The organism is Myroides albus (assembly GCF_009711045.1).
In the GTDB taxonomy this organism is placed as follows: Bacteria; Bacteroidota; Bacteroidia; order Flavobacteriales; family Flavobacteriaceae; genus Flavobacterium; species Flavobacterium album_A.
In genome coordinates, this window is the sequence record NZ_WMJX01000004.1 from 79079 (window position 1) to 98665 (window position 19587).

The 19587-nt window shown below is 34.8% G+C and carries 15 protein-coding genes; 8 read left to right on the forward strand and 7 right to left on the reverse strand.

Going from position 1 to position 19587, the window contains the following annotated elements:
* Positions 1-6: 6 nt before the first annotated feature.
* On the reverse strand, positions 7-1089 hold the full coding sequence (gcvT, locus tag GJV76_RS03360; protein ID WP_155091233.1) for a glycine cleavage system aminomethyltransferase GcvT: 1083 nt from the start codon (positions 1087-1089) through the stop codon (positions 7-9).
* A gap of 238 nt (positions 1090-1327) precedes the next feature.
* Here gcvT and GJV76_RS03365 point away from each other — a divergent pair, with 238 nt between their 5' ends.
* The 4 genes from GJV76_RS03365 (at position 1328) to GJV76_RS03380 (ending at position 3947) form a co-directional block, all read left to right on the forward strand.
* A complete protein-coding gene (locus tag GJV76_RS03365) occupies positions 1328-1645 on the forward strand; it encodes a rhodanese-like domain-containing protein (protein WP_155091234.1) in 318 nt (105 codons plus the stop codon).
* A gap of 2 nt (positions 1646-1647) precedes the next feature.
* On the forward strand, positions 1648-2262 hold the full coding sequence (locus GJV76_RS03370; protein ID WP_155091235.1) for a class I SAM-dependent methyltransferase: 615 nt from the start codon (positions 1648-1650) through the stop codon (positions 2260-2262).
* Positions 2263-2355: 93 nt separating this feature from the next.
* Positions 2356-2940 (forward strand): hypothetical protein, encoded by a 585-nt coding sequence (locus tag GJV76_RS03375; protein ID WP_155091236.1) that lies wholly within the window; start codon positions 2356-2358, stop codon positions 2938-2940.
* A 770-nt stretch (positions 2941-3710) separates the two neighbouring features.
* The gene (locus GJV76_RS03380) at positions 3711-3947 is read left to right on the forward strand and encodes a VF530 family protein (RefSeq protein WP_155091237.1); all 237 of its coding nucleotides are present in this window, start codon (positions 3711-3713) and stop codon (positions 3945-3947) included.
* A 12-nt stretch (positions 3948-3959) separates the two neighbouring features.
* On the opposite strand, the gene GJV76_RS03385 is transcribed toward GJV76_RS03380, so the two are convergent.
* The 6 genes from GJV76_RS03385 to GJV76_RS03410 all read right to left on the reverse strand — a co-directional run bounded on the left by GJV76_RS03385 (position 3960) and on the right by GJV76_RS03410 (position 11617).
* Entirely contained in the window at positions 3960-4358 is a 399-nt protein-coding gene (locus tag GJV76_RS03385; protein WP_155091238.1) for a hypothetical protein, read from the reverse strand.
* Positions 4359-4365: 7 nt separating this feature from the next.
* Positions 4366-4665, reverse strand: a complete 300-nt coding sequence (locus GJV76_RS03390) for a DUF6804 family protein (RefSeq protein ID WP_155091239.1) — start codon at positions 4663-4665, stop codon at positions 4366-4368.
* A gap of 203 nt (positions 4666-4868) precedes the next feature.
* Positions 4869-5999 (reverse strand): cytochrome-c peroxidase, encoded by a 1131-nt coding sequence (locus GJV76_RS03395; RefSeq protein ID WP_155091240.1) that lies wholly within the window; start codon positions 5997-5999, stop codon positions 4869-4871.
* Entirely contained in the window at positions 5999-7486 is a 1488-nt protein-coding gene (locus GJV76_RS03400; RefSeq protein WP_155091241.1) for a DUF6850 family outer membrane beta-barrel protein, read from the reverse strand. Before GJV76_RS03400 ends, GJV76_RS03395 begins: the two co-directional genes overlap by 1 nt.
* A gap of 3 nt (positions 7487-7489) precedes the next feature.
* Entirely contained in the window at positions 7490-8881 is a 1392-nt protein-coding gene (locus tag GJV76_RS03405) for a DUF4876 domain-containing protein (RefSeq protein WP_155091242.1), read from the reverse strand.
* A 6-nt stretch (positions 8882-8887) separates the two neighbouring features.
* Positions 8888-11617, reverse strand: coding sequence for a TonB-dependent receptor (locus GJV76_RS03410; protein ID WP_155091243.1), 2730 nt, complete (start codon positions 11615-11617; stop codon positions 8888-8890).
* A gap of 418 nt (positions 11618-12035) precedes the next feature.
* Here GJV76_RS03410 and hmpA point away from each other — a divergent pair, with 418 nt between their 5' ends.
* The 4 genes from hmpA (at position 12036) to GJV76_RS03430 (ending at position 19574) form a co-directional block, all read left to right on the forward strand.
* The gene (gene hmpA, locus GJV76_RS03415; protein WP_155091244.1) at positions 12036-13244 is read left to right on the forward strand and encodes an NO-inducible flavohemoprotein; all 1209 of its coding nucleotides are present in this window, start codon (positions 12036-12038) and stop codon (positions 13242-13244) included.
* Between the two features lie 104 nt (positions 13245-13348).
* A complete protein-coding gene (locus tag GJV76_RS03420; protein WP_155091245.1) occupies positions 13349-13945 on the forward strand; it encodes a Crp/Fnr family transcriptional regulator in 597 nt (198 codons plus the stop codon).
* Positions 13946-14062: 117 nt separating this feature from the next.
* Positions 14063-14500 carry a hypothetical protein gene (locus GJV76_RS03425; RefSeq protein ID WP_155091246.1) on the forward strand — a complete coding sequence of 146 codons (438 nt, stop codon included), beginning with the start codon at positions 14063-14065 and terminating at the stop codon, positions 14498-14500.
* A gap of 10 nt (positions 14501-14510) precedes the next feature.
* Positions 14511-19574 (forward strand): DUF4132 domain-containing protein, encoded by a 5064-nt coding sequence (locus GJV76_RS03430; protein WP_155091247.1) that lies wholly within the window; start codon positions 14511-14513, stop codon positions 19572-19574.
* Positions 19575-19587: the final 13 nt, after the last annotated feature.

Consider the following 19587-nt stretch of genomic DNA (forward strand, 5'->3'; position numbering starts at 1 on the left):
TTTGTCTTATTTTTTATAAAAAGGTGTTTTTACCACTTTTGCCTCAACATCGTTTTTGCGGATGCGGATAAAGATTTGACTACCTTCAGTTGCTAATGCTACAGGAACATATCCCATACCAATTCCCTTTCCTAATGAAGGAGATTGTGTACCAGAGGTAACTTTTCCAATTACATTTCCTTGTGCATCTACAATTTCGTAGTCGTGTCTTGGGATTCCCTTTCCTATCAATTCAAAACCAACTAATCTATTTTTAATACCAGCTTCTTTTTCTGCTTTTAAAATGTCAGATGCGATAAAATCTTTTGTAAACTTCGTTACCCATCCTAAACCTGCTTCTAATGGTGAAATCTCATCATTTAGTTCATTTCCGTATAAGCAGTACCCCATTTCAAGGCGTAGAGTATCACGAGCAGCTAATCCGATTGGTTTGATTCCCCAGTTTGCACCAGCTTCAAACACTTTGTTCCACACTGTTTCGATATCTTCATTTTTTACGTAAACTTCAAACCCTCCAGAACCTGTATATCCAGTTGCAGAGATTACTACGTCTTTTACTCCAGCGAAAGTGTCAACTACAAAGTTGTAGAATTTAATCTCAGCTAAGTTTACAGAAGTTAAGCTTTGCATTGATTCAATTGCTTTAGGACCTTGAATAGCTAAAATTGAATAACCATCTGATAAATTCTCTAAAGTCGCATTTACGTCATTGTGAGAAGTAACCCAATTCCAATCTTTTTCAATATTAGACGCGTTTACCACCATTAAGTATTCGCTTTCATTCACTCTATACGTAATGATATCATCTATAACACCACCTTTTTCATTTGGGAAGTAGCAGTATTGTGCTTTACCGTCTACTAAAGTAGATGCGTCATTTGAAGTAACTTTTTGGATTAATGCCAACGCATTTGGTCCTGAGATTTTGAATATTCCCATGTGAGATACATCAAATACCCCAACTCCGTTTCTTACGGTTTCGTGTTCCGCATTTACTCCTTCATATTGTACAGGCATATTAAAACCTGCAAAAGGAACCATCTTAGCTCCTAAACCTTCGTGTATGTGATTTAAAGTTACTTGTTTCATCGTGTTGTTATATGATTAATATGAATTTTAAACTGTGCTAAAGTAAGTTTTTTTTATCTGATTTAAAAACCCAGAATCCCAAAGTTTGAGTACTTCTCCAAAAACACAGCCCTATCTAAATGGTTCGTATACTTTTTGCTGAAAAGCCTCATTTTACCAGATATTCTCATGCAGGGTAACCTAAGTTACACTTAACCTAGAATAGAAACTCTATTTTTACTTTTTAAACAATAAAGAGATGATCAGTTTTATCAATAAATTATTGGGATTCGGGAATAACGAGCAGTTGGCAAACTATATTCGAGAAGGAGCAATCTTAGTAGATGTGCGTACAGTAGGAGAGTTTAAAAGTGGTTCTGTACCTGGTGCAGTGAATATTCCTTTGGATAAGTTAGAGGGGCAATTACACAAATTACCTCAGCAAAGTAAAATTGTTGTATTTTGTAGAAGTGGTATGCGCAGTGGACAAGCCAAACGCATTTTAGAAAACAAAGGATATACTCAAGTCATCAATGGTGGAACAAAAGCCAAGATATCAAAAGCAAAAAGCAAATAAGAATGAAAGAATTTTGGGATAAGAGATATAGTGAAGCTACGTATGCCTATGGTATTGAACCTAATGCGTTTTTTAGTGATGTAATAAGGGATATAAAATCTAAGGGAAATATACTTATGGCCGCTGAAGGGGAGGGACGAAATGCAGTCTACGCAGCTAAGCAAGGATGGCAAGTAACAGCTTTTGACCAAAGTCAACAGGCAAAACAGAAGGCTTTACAGTTAGCAGAGCGATTCAGTGTATCGATTGATTATACAGTTAGTGATATAGAAGAACTGCGTTATACAGAAGAGCAGTTTGATGCCTTAGCTTTAATTTACGCCCATTTTCCAGAAGAAAGAAGAAGGGCTTACCATCGCCAATTAGCTACTTATCTAAAAAAGGGTGGGGTACTCCTTGTGGAGGCTTTTGAAAAAAAACATACAGTCAAACAAAAAGAGAATCCCAATGTTGGTGGTCCAGGTAATGTTGCAATGCTATACAGCATAGCGGAATTAATGCAGGATTTTGAAGGTTTTGACTTCTATATCTTAGAGGAAAAAGAGGTTGAACTAACCGAAGGCCTTTACCACAGAGGAAATGCTCATGTATTGAGAATAGCAGGTCGAAAGCAATAATCTGCAAGAGAGCATAGTTTATCAAATTGTTGTTAAAAAGACACTGTTCAATCAATTAAATATACATCTTTGTCAGTATTAAAAAATTAAAGTATGAAAAGAATTAGTATGATTGCTATCCTTTTAGGAGGTTTAGCGTTTGTTTCATGTAAGAAAGAACAGAAAGCAGCAACAGTAGTTCCTGCAGAGGTAGTAACAGAGCAACAAGAGTCAAAAGCTGAAACTTCACTTTCAGAAGTGGCAACAGGGGTAAGTGATTTCTTGAAAACGGAGTTTTTGACTGAAGCTGATTTAAAAGTGGTCGCTGAAGCTGATCGCCAGTTTAGAATGTATCTAGTAGATTTAAACAACGATGGAAAAAAAGAGATATTTGTTAGTCTTGCAGGTTCATATTTCTGTGGTTCAGGTGGGTGTACTATGTTGTTGTTAGATTCAACGTATAAGTTGATCACGAAGTTTACCGTGATGGAGGGAGCTGTTTTTGTTGAGCCAACTATGGAAAATGAGTGGAAAATATTAAATGTTAAGTCAGGTGGAGAGTGGAAAAAAATGGTGTATACTAACGGAACTTATCCAACTAACCCTTCTATTTTAGAGAAAGCTCCTTATGATGCACCAAGTGGGCACGCTGAGGTTGTATTTGAACAGGGAAATACATTGGATATTTACACATTTTAAAATAAGTATGTAAAGTGTAGTAACAGTACTACATTTCTATATAATGAGTTAGGTCACAAGTAGGCGATGTCTATTTGTGACCTTTTATTTTTATAGTGCTGTTGAGAGCTAATTGAACACAGCGTATTGATGTTTGAAAAATGGAGGCTTTATGTTTCATACTTTTTTTAAGTTGCTGTTTGGTAAGCTGTGCTGTTTGGCAAAAGAAATGGAGCAGTGGTTTTGTGCATTCTGATAGCGATTGGTCACATGGTGATGGGAAGTTGATTGCATAGTGGTCGCATGTTTTTTGCCTAATAGTATGCGACCACTATGCGATCACTATGCGACCACAAGCCGACCACCCCCTAAAATCTCTGTCTCGTCCTACTATAGCTGTACAGTTATTGTTTATAATTCTGATTTTAACTGTACACTTGTTTATATCATTTTATTATAACGATACCAGTTACCCCGGCCTAATATGTTTGGCTATACGTCTTTTTTAGGGAGATGGCTATTGCTTTTTTGTATTAGTTGTTTGAATGTAAACTTTTCTTTATTAGGTGTTTAGTTGCAACATGGTTAATTGGATCGCCAGTTTGTTTGTAGGAAAGTATTCCTTAGCTCACAACAGAGAGGCAGGGAAGTATAGACAGTGTATGTAGTTTGGATAAATACTTGCATCCGTTCAGAGATATACAGTGCGTCACAACAATGGTTTTTATTGGAAGCCACTGATTTTTGGTGTAAGATTAAGTGTATCTTTGCATAGAATAAAAACAAGAAGTATGCAGGAATCTAAAGATCCTTTACACGGAAAAAAGTTAGTAAATATAGTAGAGGAATTAGTAGAATATTATGGAGGTTTTCAAGGGTTAGGCGATCAGATTAATATCCGCTGCTTTACACACGATCCAAGTATTAAATCCTCACTTACTTTTTTGAGAAGGACTCCTTGGGCCAGAGAGAAAGTAGAAAGTCTTTACCTTTATACTTTACGCAAGAAAGCACAAAAAGGAGAGTAAGTACGAAGATTACTAATTTTTTTGTATCTGTATTACGCGATACATGGAGTCAGAGGTGTCTTTGACTTGCTTAGATTTAGATTTAAAGTAAAAAATGGCTTGTTCTTCATCGTTAATGAATTCATATTCATTGTTGAAGAATTCAAAGTAATCTATCCCCTTATTTGTTTGCGCGTATTTCAATGCGATTATAGTTTTTTCTCCTGTGTGATTAAATCCCTCTAAATAAAAAGTTTTACCTTCCTCTGTGTAAAACAATTCCACATTTGTCAAAAAAATCTGTTTGTCAAACACCTCTTTATTGACGTAGATTATCTCGTAAGCAATTAGAGTATCACTTTCTGTTTTTTCTTGGCTAAAAGTGGATAAAGTACAGACAAGACAGAGAAGTAAGAAGTGTTTTTTGAACATTTGGATATTATTTTTCTTTTGGTTCTTTGTGATTTAAGATGGAGTAAATAAGGCTAATCGATACGATTATATCTACTATATTCCATAGAGCTCTTCCCAAAGCTATTTTAAAAAATGGTTGAAACAATAGCGCAAGGGCTCCAAAAATAAACATTTCCGTATCATTTTCCTTCTTTTTAGCTAAATAAGCTAAGAAGCCAAAACCTGCAAAACACGCAAATCGCAATAGAGAATAGTAGCCATAAGGCATTTGTAACAAACAAAACAATAGCATGATGGCTAAAACAAGCTTGATAACTCTTTCCATGATTTAAAATATTACAGTGCTGAAAAACAGAGTTAAATTACAAAATTATCTTCGATATCGGTCATGATAAAAATCCTTTGTGATTAAAAAATAATTGGTTATTTGTTTTGTAATCACAAAGGTATGAAGTATTGTTTTTTGTTTTAGTAATGTATTGCTTAGTGAAAAAAATAAAGTACTGTGAGTTTTTAGTTCACAGTACTTTATTTTGGCAATGTTGGTTTTTCTATTAGCATAGGTTTAGAAGATAATGCTTCTAAAAATGCTATAATTGCTTGCTGTTCTTCCTTGGTTAAATTCAATCTTTTAAGTAACGGGGAAGTAACAGGAAATAAAGTATCATTTTTGTATTCTTCTCTGCGGTGGGGTATATTCATACCTGCATTATACATAGCAATGACGCTTTCTATATTGGGAAAAATACCTTGGTGAAACCACGGTGCTGTATGCATGACGTTTCTCAATCCAGGAGTTTTCATTTTGCCAACATCAGAGGCTTTGTGTGTAACGTTAAATCGCCCTAAGTCTTCTCTTTTCCGCTTGTAGAATGTAAAACCTTGGTTGTGATATTGTAAATCTGTAAAGTAAGGTCCGCTGTGACAATTGATACATCTGGCTTTGGTTCGAAACAAGTGTAGACCGTGAACTTGTTGGTCTGATAGTTGCTTGTAATCACCGTCAATGAAACTATCAAAAGGTGTAGGATTAGAAACAATGGTCTGCTGAAATAAGGCAATTGCATTTAGTATTTTATCCTTTGTGATATTGTTAGTTCCGTAGGCTTTTTTGAATTGTTTTTTGTATCCTTTTATTGCAGCAATCTTCTTGGGAAGTTCATCTATATCTTGAAACATTTCGACGTGATTTTCGATAGACATGATTTGTTGCTCTTGTAGGCTATTAGCTCTTCCGTCCCAGAATAGCTCTTTTTGAATCCATACATTTTCTATGCTTGGTGTATTTCGTGTTCCTACTAAATCTTCATGTCCAATTGCTAAGGTTTCTTTGTCTGCCCAATGTGCAGTATCAATATGGCAAGTAGCACAAGCTATTTTGTTCGATGAGGATAGCCTTGGGTCGTAAAAGAGTATTTTGCCCAATTCTGCTTTTGACTTATCTTCTTTACGTAGTCTTGGAGCAGGTAGCAAAGCTCCTAATTCTGTGAAAACTGCCGTACTATCTAATGTAGGGGACGGCCATAAATTCGTTGGCTTTTCATAAGCTTGACGCAAATCTTCAATAGTTTGATATTCTGCATAAGGCTTTTCTATTCGATGAAAACTAAAAAATAAAATAGAAAATAATAAGATAGCTAAATAGATAGCTCTGTTCATTATAAATATAGTTTTAAGCTAAGATTAATACTACTGCGATCTTGTCCTTTTGACTGAAGATAGTGTCCTGATAATCCCAAGTATATACTGTATTGGTTTAACCAAGTTTTGTTTCCATAGCCAATTTCGCCTTGTAGCCCCATGGCATTGTCATTGTTATATTGGTAGTTAGGAATGACTACTTGATCTGTAAAATTAGTGTATTGTGTTTCAGGAATGGTCAAGTCATTAACAAGCTTGAGTCTGTATAGGGGAGTAATATTAAATTGATAAAAGTGATTAGGTTGATCAATTATAGTATTCAAAATAATCTTGTTTAATAATTGCTTTTCTTCGCTGTATACTCCTATGGCGAAATCTTTTCGAATAGTAGAGTAAAGAGTGTGATCTATACCTATTTGTACATCAGTATTCTTCCATAGTTTAGAAAATGAAGCAAGTAATTGAGCATTTGCATTGAAGTGATCAACTTTATAGTTAAGACCTTCTATTTGTCTTAGGTTTTTACCGTCGTAATTGTTGTATTTTAGGCTTAATTGATATTGATTGTTTTCTGTAGGAGTAAAAGTAAGTATACTCTGTACAGTAAGTTGTTCATTTTTAAATTGATTATAGACATCAAAGCTTTGCTTATACTTATTTAGTTCTGCGTTTTGGTCAAAATAGCTCATTTTTATAAGAGTCGCAGTTTCTACTTTTTTTGCTTTATAATGATGAGCAAAGGTGTATGAATTCTCTTTGGTCTTGCGATCCAATAAGAGATTTTGGTCACTCAAAACAATATCACCATATCCAAGACTGATATTCAAAAAGCGTTCTTTGTATTTATTACTGCTTTTGTATTCATTGTTTTTATACATAATATTGTTTTCCTCCGTCACCTTTCCATAAGCGAATCCTACTCCTATTTTGTGTTTGTTTATATGCCATGCGATATCTGCTTTATAGCGTATGAAGTAGTTTACTACATCGGGTCTTGGGTCGTTATTTCCTGTTGTCCAATTGTAGTTAAAGTCTATTCCAAATCCTACAAATACCCTTTGTTTAATTAACTCATAACTAAATAACGTGTTGGCTAAATATTGTTGGTTTTGAAAATTGTTTGGATGATTGGCATAGAAGTAGAAGGGATTAAATTCGTCTTTCACTCCTCTTAGATCATTAGCCAGTTTATCATGGAATGTTTTGGCATATGTGAATTTCCCATAGACTTTGAATTTACTTATATCTGTAAATCCTTCAGCTGAGAAGGCATATTTTCTATTGCTTTCAGCGTCTTGACTTTTCTTGTAATTTCCCTTTTCTTTAGTATAATCTATCGATAGACGACCATACTCTTGGGTCTGTTGATTGAGAAATAGAATGTGCTCAGGAACATAGGAACGTTTGTTTTTCTCAATAAGCCAAAGATCTAAGCGCTCAGAATAGTTCTGAGCACTTAGTACTTGAATGAAAAATAGAGTGATGAAGATAAATAGTGTTCTCATGAATTAATTAGTGAAAGAGTCTTCTCCTTTAGAAACAATTGGCTTTTCGATGACTACAAAATCCTCTGTAGAATTGTCAGTGTCTTGTAATACGCGACGGCCATTTTTTAATTTGTATTTTGTCTTTCTCAATAGAGATTGACTTGAATAAGTTCCATTTGGAACAAAAGTACTACCTCTGTCAATAGATTCAGGTACTTTACGAGGAGCAACACGACTGTCTTTCGAATGTCTAATTTGTACTCCATCTAAAACATATTCCACTGGAATTCTTAAACACAGTGTTGAATCATTATTTTTTGGAGCTTTGATAGTAGGGAAGGTTTCTACTGCCACTTCTTTCGGCAATTGAACTAATAGTATTCCATCATCTGTAGCAAATCGCATTGCTAAATCACTCTGTTGTACTCTTAGCACTTCCATTTTAGCAATACCTAAAGTATTTAGGTTGTAGCGATATTTTGCTTGAGTAATATCTATGCCATATTCTTTTTGTAAATAATCTAAGACGTAAACATCAAAATCAGCTTGGCTTAAATCAACTGTTTTGTTTGGGTCAACAAATTCTGAAGGTTTACCGATGATGAAGTTTTTGGTATGATCTATAGCTGTCGATGCAATAATCATGCTTTTACCTGCTTCAATAGGATATTGAGTTCCAGTTCCAGGGAATCTCAATACTTTTTTAGCATAAACATAGTCATTGTTTAGGTTTCCTTTACCTGTATTACCAGTTGCTTTAGTCCAATCGTATTGACGGGTAGGTAAGTAACTTGTATCATCAGGACCATTTGCTTGACTATTCGTAGTATTGTGAAGCATGACAAGCATGATTCCGTCTACATATTTTGTTTCTGCACTATTGTTGTAGATTTCAATAAATTGATCTCTATATCCAGAACCATCTTGAAGACTTGAACCGGCATAAAAGATTTGTTTTAGAATTAAGCCAGATTGACTGGTTTTATTCATTTGTAGTTCTATTTTAATATCATCAGCATTGTTAACAGCAAGATTGTCGATATTCGCTGTGAAAGTGATGCTGTCATCCTCGATTTTATCTTCTTTGCTTTTCGATGCATCAATGAGTTGGTTAAATGCCTGTTTGCTCATTGTTTGTTTTGCAATGATATTGTAGTTTCCTACTCTTAGGTTTGCAGTTGCTTCCCCTTTTTTGTCAAGCGTAACAGTGTTTTTGTTTCCATTAGCTCTATTGGTAAACTCTATTGTTGTACCTTCTAATGGAATAGTTAAATTTGTATGTTCTTGTGATACAGATGCAACAAATTTGACATTGAGTGTGTTGGCAAAATCACTTGAGTTATCATCTTTACTACAACTTGTTGTAAAGATTGAAATGATTAGAACTAAAGTTAATAGTACGTTGTTTCTCATTTTAGGTTAAAATTTAATTGATATTGATCCTGTTATACTGAATGGAGCGTTGTAGTTGATCACTGATCGGGTTCCATCAGATAGTTTTTTTTCTTTATTTATTCTGATATTAAAGAAGTTATAGGTGTTTATTCCTATTCTTATATTTTTGCGTATTTCTTTTGTAGCATTGAGGTTTATTACATAGAATGTTGGCTGTTCATAATTACTTCCAGCAGTAGAAATAGTTTGTTGAATATCCTCGGGAAGTTGGACTTTAATTGGTTGCATAGCAACATCTAAATATTCATTAGCATATTTCTGTTCTGTATTTAAACTTTTTCTAAACCAAAAGATATCACTGTTCATCGTTATGATAAATCCTATTTTAGGAATGTGGTAGGTTAATCTTAGTTTACTCATCAAAGAGAGCGACTTGGTTTTGGCTGGATAAAAGACAGTATAGTACACACCGTAATCTCGTTTGTAAGATTCTTCGGAAATTTCATTATACGTTGGATTTTGATCGTAATACTCACTGTAAGAAAGGCTGTTAGATAAAGACACATACATATTTAAAGGCTTTATCTTTTGCGTAGATACAGTCCAGTCAAATCCAAAAGATTTTGAACGCACACTATTGGTCATTCTTCGTATACTATAGTTCGTTAGTGTATTATAGTTACCAGTCGCTTCATATTCGATAGGCTTGCCTTTTTCTAACTCACCGATAACTCTGTATTCGGGCACATCTATTGGGAAATACTCTTTCTTTACACCAAAACCATTCTTGTTATCCTTGAAGTAGCCAAAGAAATTATTGGTTAAGAATTTGTTTGAAAAAGTGTATCCTACTTCAAATTGTGATGAGGTAGAAGGTTTAAGATGATTGTTGTCTGACTCGATTTTTACGGTCTTAACCAAGTACAAACTGTTATTAATATTCGAGTCATCAAAGAAGTTTAACAGGGGGAAATCTAACCAAATAGGAGCAGGGTAGCGGTGTGCCAAAGAAGGAGATTTACTCGCGATACCATATCCTAAGGTCAATCTGCTGTTAGGAGTTAATTGGTAAGCTATATTTACCCTCGGTTGATAGCTAACTTTTCCATTTTGAATATCTGTTCGAAAACCAATATTACCATCTAATGGCTTATTAAAGAGATAGGATTTAAAGTTGTCCATGATATAGATACCATAGTTAGCTTGTCCTTCATTTCTCCTGAAATCATAGGGACGTTCATTTTGGTTGTTGTTTTGAAACCATCGAGGTTGATCTGCTTTATAGATTGTTCCTTTACCTAAATTGTCGTGGTAATTAAGAGAAATTCCCGCAGTGATTAAGTGTTCAAATTTGTTGCCAAAGGTATTAGAGGATACATTAAGTGTTGAACCTAAGCTCAAAGGCCTACCTTGAATTTCTTCTACAGCTATATAGCGACCATCTACGTAATAACCTTCGTATACCCCTGTTGTATCTCTGTTTGCAACTGGAAAAGGACCTTTGTTAATTCGCTCTTGATTATATGTATTGCTAATTCCATAAGAACCATTAAGGTTAATATTTAACGATTTAATAATGCGCGAATTGAATTGAACCGATGTACGATTAGACCATCTAAAAAATTCGTCTGTAGCTTTTAGTTTTCGACTTTGTTGATCATCTGGATCTTCGCGTACACCATCTAACCTCTTACTAAAGCTAAAACTTAAGTTATTCTTTACATTGGATGAGAATGATTTTGTCCATAGTATACTTTGATTTATGCGATTGTATTCTTTGATATTATCTCGAGGGTCATTATTACTCTTGGAGTAATTTACAGATAAGTTTATGGCTCCCCATTTGTTTGGCAGTCCAAACCCTTTAGACAAACTATATGAGGTGGCTCCTCTATTTATATTAGTAGTGAAACTGTAGGGAGTTCTTCCTGCTTGTTTATTAATGATGATTGCTCCATCGGTAAGCTCTCCATATTTGGCTGATGCTACCCCTTGTACAACTTCTATGCTTTCGATGTTTTCTACTGGAATTTCGCGTAAATCTACTCCTTGATAGGTTAAATTGGCGATACTTCCTGTATTAGAAGCATTAGTCAATCCAAATTGATTCAAACTACGGGTTTGCATATTAGCATCATTAGAGATAGTGACATCGTCTATGATGATAGCAACTCCAAAAGAGTTATTCATTTGTTGCAAAGTACCTCCTGTAAACTTGTCGAAACTTCCACCTCTTAAATTGATAGTTTGTGCTGTATTTAGATTAGGAGCTACTGTAGCATGACCAGGTAAAGTATTTAAGACATCTTTTAAACTGAAAGCTTGTGCTTCGCTGATTTTTTCTCTGTCAATAATAATGGCAGAGTTAGATCCTGATTGAGCTTTGTGAATAGGAGCAGTGATGTTAATTTCCTCTAAGGTGATGGATAAGTCAATCATAGTGAATGATTGATTGTAAGAATGATATGTTTTTAAATCCTTTATGTAAATAGATTTTTTATTGGCATAGTGAATACTAAAAGGTTCGAATTCTTTTCTTGTTGAAAAAGAAAAGTGACCAGTACTGTTAGTGTAATACACTTGGTTGTTGTCAAGAGCGATAGAGGCGAATTCCAAAGGGTTACCATGTGCATCTAATACTAACCCTGTAAATGTTTTAGAACTCTGGGCGACTACATTTGTTGCAATCAACAGGACGCTTATGTAAATAAAGTAATGAGATAAAGACTTTACTACATGAAATAATGTTTTCATTATTTAGACTTAATTAAAATAAAATGCAAATGTATTGAATATCTGAATATTTAAAATTTAGTTAAAAATTAGCATTTTCAATGATGGTTTAAATTGCTGATATACAGGTTTTTGTTTTTATTTTGGATATTGAGTATTTGGGAGAATACTGATTTGTTTTTAATTGTATTCATTCTAAATAATGTTATATTATTTAGATATATTATATAAGAAGGGCTTTGAGATTAAAATATTCGCAAAAATGGTAGTCAGGGGTATTTTCTTGTCTTTTTAAAGGCTTTTTGTCATGAAAACTCCATTGTTTGTTCGTGGATTTATGCTAAGTAAGACATATTTTGACTTTTCTTATGATTATAGTCATAAGAACGGCAGTAGTATAACTTCTAACTTTGATTTTACAATATAAAACAACTAAGACATGTTAACAGGAGAGCAAAAACAGTTAATCTTAGCAACAGTACCGTTGCTAAGAGAAAGGGGATTAGAGTTGACGAAACATTTTTACTTGAGAATGTTTGACCATCATCCTGAGTTAAAAAATGTATTTAATATGGGAAATCAACGAGCAGGAAAACAACAAATGGCTTTAGCTATGGCTGTGTTGGGGTATGCAGAGAATATTTCGCAACCCGAAAAGTTGATGTCTGTAGTAGATTTGATTGGACATAAACACGCCAGTTTACATATTCAGCCAGAACAGTATGAAATTGTAGGAACGCATCTATTAGCTTCTATTAAAGAAGTTCTTGGTAGTGCTGCTACTTCTGAAATTGTACAGGCCTGGGCTGTAGCTTATCAACAGTTAGCTGATATCATGATAGGTCACGAACGTAAAATTTATCATGCTAAAGAGAATGAGCAGAATAATTGGGTAGGATGGAAAGAGTTTGTCATTAAAAGCAAAGTAGAAGAATCAGATGAGATTACTTCCTTTTATTTAGTTCCCAAGGATGGAGCCTTAGTTGCTTTACATCAGCCAGGTCAGTATATCAGTGTTAAGGTATTTTTAGAGCAAATAGGCTTAGAGCAAATCAGACAATATTCCATTTCATGTGCTCCTAATCACGAGTACTATCGCATATCTGTAAAAAGAGAAGTAGGAAAGCAATTGGATATGAATGGGCTGATTAGTAATTATTTACACGATCATGTAAATGAAGCAGATTCTATAATGATTAGTTCGCCATCGGGCAATTTTGTCTTACAAGAGAATAATAGAGATAAAGTGTTTATTAGCGGAGGGATAGGACAAACACCTTTGTTATCTATGTTAGAGGCAATTGAATTAAGTGGTAATACTCAGGAAAATATCGTTTGGATTCACGGCTGTAGAAATAAAGAGGTTCAAGCCTTCAAGGATAAGTTAAATTATATAAGTAATAACTGTGCACAAGTAATGCCTATTTACTTTTATGATCAAACTCCAACTGAAAGTATTCAAGCAAGCGTTTATTCAGGGATAGTTGATTTATTTGCTATTAAAGAATATACTTTTGACAGTAATGCAGATTATTATTTATGTGGACCTCGTCCGTTTTTAGATAAACAGTTAAGAGATTTAAAAGCCATGAATATAAATGAGCAACAGATCTTTTATGAAGAGTTTTCTCCTGCGTCATTAGTCTAATTTTTTACTTTAAGAAAGCGAAAATACCCTTTGTGTTTTCGCTTTTTTTAATGTATTAGTTTAGCCTTTATTAGTAGCTTTGACAAAGAGTAAATTAAATAAACATGATAAGTGTAGAATTATTACTTCAGTATAGCGCTGAAATTAAAGAATACAAAAAAGGAGAAGTAATATTCCAAGAAGGGCATTACCCAAGTCATTATTACCAAGTACTTCTGGGAAAAGTAAAAATGAATAATTACAGTGCAGATGGCAAAGAGTTTATACAGAATATATTTGCTTCAGGGCAAAGTTTTGGTGAACCGCCTTTGTTTATAGACGAATGTTATCCTGCTAATGCTATAGCTGTTACCCAAGCCAAAGTAATTCAACTACCTAAAGCAGAGTTCTATGTGATGATGCAAGAAAATAATGAGGTTTCTTTAGCAATAAACAAAAGCTTGTCAAAGCGCCTTTATTATAAGTCTATTATGGCACCTGATATAGCTACTCAAGACTCTGAGAATCGGATCATGACTTTGTTAAACTATTTAAAGACACACCAACATAGTGGAGATGATAATCAGCGACTGTTAATTGATCTGACCAGACAACAGATTGCTGATATGACAGGTCTTAGGGTAGAGACGGTTATTAGAACTCTTAAAAGGTTAGAGAGTATTGATAAAGTAGAAATTGTCAATAGCAAGATTGTCATCTGATTTAAAACCTTTGCTTGCTTTAAGAAATTCATTCTATTGTGATAAATTATCACTACATATTGCTTTTTACTTTTATTTCAAATTCCTTATCTTTCCTCTTTGAAAAAGAAAGAGATTATGGCTGTAAAGCAAGTGAATATACAGATCAAACAATTGAATAGACTAAGTACTAAGGTAGAAGAACTGGCCATAGTGATAGTAGTGCCTACAGAAGCAGTCACGGTAAGAGAGTTTCTTCGTGCCGTAGTGATACAGCAGGTAGAGCAACACATACAGAAGTTCAAACAGCGCGATACTGTAGCGCAATTAACCACTACACAAGAAGCATTAGATACTATTTTGTTTAGTAGTAAACTTCGCTTCAAGTCACCTGAGAAGTACAGAGATATCGATATAGCAGAAGAAGTACAGCGCGTGATACAGGCGTATGAAGATCAGTTGTTCTTATTGTTTTATGCAGAGCGAGAGTTACTGTCATTAGAAGAGGTCATTGTATTAAATGATACAGATGCCTTTGTCTTTATTCCCCTTAATTTTTTAAAAAATAGTTTTTAAACAGACCCCGATGAATAATAATATTGTAACTATACTAAGAGACCATCAAGTAGAGAACCGTACTTACGCAGAGATGCATAAGGAGCTTTATGCGATGGTGTATAACGAGGATTATGTAGGTATGAAATTAGAACCACATATTGCTGTGTTAGGACTACATTTTACTGGCAATAGCAGTGATCCGGAAGATTCTATTTATAGCCCTAAGGTATTTACGCGTTATGATGAGAGTTTTGTAGAGATATTAGTAAATAATTCTGTTGGAATGTGGAGAGAAACGGAGTATTACGCTTTATTGGTATACTTTTTTGGAGAGAGGTTAGCGCCTTGGGTACAGGAATTATTAGATCGAGTGGATCAGTATATCTTAGGAGGACAATATGATATAAAAGAAGCGACATGGCGTAATCAAGAGCATTCTTTCTTAAAGCAATGTAATGTTATTTCAGGACTGTTAAATGGTATTTCGTTCTATGATAATTATGATTATGATTCTTATAGTGTAGAGTTGCCACTTCATAAGCAGGTGGAGTATAGTATGCACCTCTCGCTACCTAACTATCTTCCTTATCTATGGGCAGTGGCTTTAGATAAGGGAGATGTGGAATTAAGCAAAACAGTTGAGGATATCTGTGATGGAGATAATGAGTATGGGCGATGGACACCTTCTTTTTTATTGATGTTAATGGCATCAAAACAATCAAAGTATTGGGAGAAGGTAAAAGATATTCTTGTAAATGCAGGGCGCGAAGAGGGAATTAGACAAGATATTACAAGGTTGTTATCACATGTACAGGTAGCTAACTTAAAGTATTTTTTAGAAGTTATTCTCTCTTATAACTTAGTGCGTTATGAAGCAGTGCGTACAGAGTTACCATACCACTTTAGAAGTCATGTAGAGGATGACAAACAAGATAATGTAAAGCGACTATGTGAGTTGATGATTTATACTATAAATCACTATGAGTATTTTGATGATAAAGAATTATCTACATTCAACGAAAAAGAGTTTTACGCATTGATGCACTGTTATCTGTGGATACACAGAGAGATAGCATTTGACTTTGTAGAGAGTGCATTTGAGCAAGTAAAGCGCAAGTTTCAGCTTGTAATATTAGAGTTCTTACCTAACTTTAATGAATATACGGTAGAGTCTGTTCTATTTAGTAAAGTATTAGCAAGTAGAGATCAAGAGTTTATCGCTATGCTTCTAAACCGAATAAACCAATATTTGGAAGGAAGCAGATCTTCAAGGTATTTTATACAACAAGAAAATTATAAGGAGGTCTATCAGGTATTTTATGACTTATATAAGCAGTATAAAAGTGGAGAGACACTTATCTTAAAGAGTAGTGTAATACCAGATTACTACAGAAGCTTTGAATTGAATAAAGAAGAGTTGTTGACTTCACTTTTGTATCTAACAGAAGAATCATCAGAAAAGGCGAGACTGTTTATTGATAAGCGAAACACTTTTACTACAGAGTTTAAAGAAGAATTATTAAATGTCTTGTTGTTTGAAGCTAAAGAATATGGGCTTCAGGGATATGGATATAGTTTTACAGGAGAGATACAGCCTACCTATGAAGTACAAAATGAGTTAGCTTTCGCTTATTTGAAAGAGCGCAAAGAAACAATAGCCTTTGGCTGTATGCGCTTTTTAGCAATCGCTACTTTATCAAGTAAAGACGAAGAAGAAATAGTAGCATACTTTAAAAGAAAGTTTAAAAAGGCACAACAGCACTTTATCCGTTTATTAATCTCAAGACAAGATGATTTTAAGGATAGACTATTAGAGCAATTGATACTGAGTGATGATGTGAATCAACGCTTAACCGCAATGGAAGGACTATTGGTACTTGCTCAGAGAGATGAAATACATCATCAGTTAGGTATTTGGCTTGCACAGTTAGATGCTCTGGATATTAAATATTCAAAACAGGAAGAAGAATACTTAGTACTCTTGCGCGACTATGGACGTCAAGCAGAACAAGGACAAGATACAGATATAGCATTATACGATGCTACTGTGGTGAGTGCTATCACATTGCCTTTAGTGGAAGAGAATACTTTATTTAGTCAGCGCATTGCACATAATTGGGGACTTTCTAAGAAATGGGAGGAGGTAGTACGTGAGTTAGATAGTCTTGAGCAGTTGATAAAACAATATGCTACGTATGAATATGAACATTTTAATTATGGAAAAGCAGAGAAGGTACTCTTAGCAACGCACTTCACGAAGATGCATGGTTATGCAGATGATGGCAAATGGACAGCAGAACAGCACTTCCAAGATTACCCACTGTATGAAGTATGGCAGCAGTGGTACATGGATAGTAAGTTGGATACTTTAGACTTATTCTTACTGCATTGTGCTACTTTAAAAACAGAGGTTCCAGATTTAGTAAAACCGTTATTAGAAGGGAAGTTACCTTATTTTTATAATGAACTCTCAGCTAAATATGACAACTATTGGTATGCGATGGGAACGGTGTTTACTTGCCTAACCTATCAGTATCCATTTAAAGAAAAAACAGCCTATTGTTTAGATGGTTTAAAAACAATCTATAACAGTGTTACTCAAGAGGTTTTAGATATAGAAATACGCACTTGTGTTTATGGAGAAGAGTATAACTATACATGGGTAGATTATACAGATTTATCTTGGTATGCAGAGTTTATATCTATAGAGGACTTAACAGAAGAACAGTGTTTAGCATATTTCAAACTATTGCGTTGGCGTCAATTGAATTGTAATAAAGCAGATGATAGTTATTATCTGTTGCCTTTTGAATTGATGGCTTTTGCCTGTGATAAGAATGAAATTACGCGAGATGAGTTTATACAGTATTTAGTTGCCATAGATAATAGAAAGACTTATTTCAGTTCAATGTTACCTGCTTTGACAAAGCGATTTATAACTGATAAAGTAGAGCAAGTCTTAGTTGAGTTTAAAGCGTATTATTTACAACAGGTTATGGATAGGGATAACCCTACGACTAAGGTATTTGATATTGTCTTTGACTTTCAGGAGATAGAAGGAATGCAGTATTTCTTTGGGTTATTGCATAAGGTAAAAACGGCTGGGATTTCACAAGAAAGTATTTATTACTATGCTGAGATGCAAATCACGATTAAGGAATTAGGGCAAATCTATAGTAAACTTATTCGTAGAACAACACCTCTAAGTACTGATACTCAAGAGATGTTTAATGCACAAGTAGCAGAGATAAACTTCAGTGCAGCACAATGGATAGAGGTGGCTGTAGCATGTCCGCAGTGGATAAAGTACATCACATCTTACTTAGACTGGCAAGGATTAGAGTCTGCAATATGGTGGCTGTTCGCTCATCTGCTGGACAATCAACAAGAAGAGGAACGAAACAAGATACAAAAACAGATACAACGCTATTCTGCTATAGCGTTAGAGGAGTTTGAAGCAGGTGTAGTAGATATAGATTGGTTCTTTAGTTTTTATCACGTATTAGGAGAAGAACGTTGGCAGATGCTTTATGACTCAACTAAGTTTATGGCTGTAGAGGGACATACTCGTGTGAAGCTGTATGCAGATGTACTCTTGGGCAAGGTATCTATGAAAGACTTGAAAACAAAAGTTCTCTCTAAACGCGATAGAAACTATGTACGTGCATGTGGTTTGTTTCCCTTATCTGAGACAGATAGAGAAGGAGATCTGATGGATAGATATGAGTTATTAGAACAGTTTAAAAAAGGTTCTAAGAAGTATGGAGCTATGCGCCAAGAGAATGACTTAAAGATCTATAACGTAGCGATGCAGAACATCGCAAGGGCAGCTGGGTATACTGATGCAGTGCGCTTTCAATGGTCTATGGAGAGTGTACAAGTGCAGTCTATTCTGGAGAACTACAAGGAATTGGTATTAGATGAGTATACATTCTCTTTGACTGTATCTGATCAGGGAAAAGTAGAGTTGACGGTGAAGAGTAAAGGGGATAAACCTTTAAAAGCGATACCTGCTAAACTGAAAAAGAATGAACAAATCATAGATTTAGTAGAACGTCAGAAGGCACTGAAAGAACAGTATAGTCGCTCTCGTGTGAACTTAGAGCAGGCCATGCTAAGACAGGATGTGTTCTCTTATGCAGAGATGCAGAAGTTGTTACTGCACCCGATTATTAAACACCACTTGGCTAAGTTAGTTTTTAAGTGTGGTGAGGTTTACGGTTTGTTTGTAGAGGGAGTATTTACTACTATGGATGGAGAGGTAATGGAGGTGAAAGGAGAGGAAGAGTTCGTAATAGCACATTGTTATGATTTATATCAAAGTGGGCAGTGGGTCAACATACAGGCCTATTTGTTTGATAAACAAATAGAACAGCCCTTTAAGCAAGTGTTTAGAGAGTTGTATTTACACAACGAAGCAGAAGAAACAAGTATAGGTAGTTCTAATCGCTATGCTGGCTATCAGGTTAAAGATAATCAGACTTTAGGATTGTTTAAGACCAGAAACTGGCAATATGAATATTATGCTAATTACAGTAAGCTGTATTTTGATGAGGATATTCGCGTTGAAGTTTATATTGACTATTCAGGGGGAAGCAATGCAGATTATGGAGACTATGTCAGCTTAGAACATATCTTATTCACTAAAGCTTCTACCGATGAAGTAATTGCCTTAAGAGAGGTTAATCCTATTGTCTTTAGTGAGGTAATGAGAGACCTGGACTTGGTAGTAAGTGTCGCTTATGTAGGAGGAGTAGATCCAGAGACGAGTCTATCTACTGTACAGATGCGCATGGCTGTTGTCAGAGAAACAGCACGATTATTGAAACTAACAAATATAGAGTATAAAGAACGTCACCTTGTTATCACAGGGACTAAGGGAACCTATAGCTTACATGTCGGTAGTGGTGTGATTCACTTGATACCAGGAAAACACTTGTATATCGAGCCTGTACATACACAGGATAGAGGGAAGTTGTTCTTACCTTTTGTAGATGATGATCCTAAGACTATTGAGATTGTATCTAAAGCTTTAATTCTATCCAGAGATGGCAGTATCAGAGATACAGGGATATTAAGACAGATAGAGTAGAATAAACTAAGGC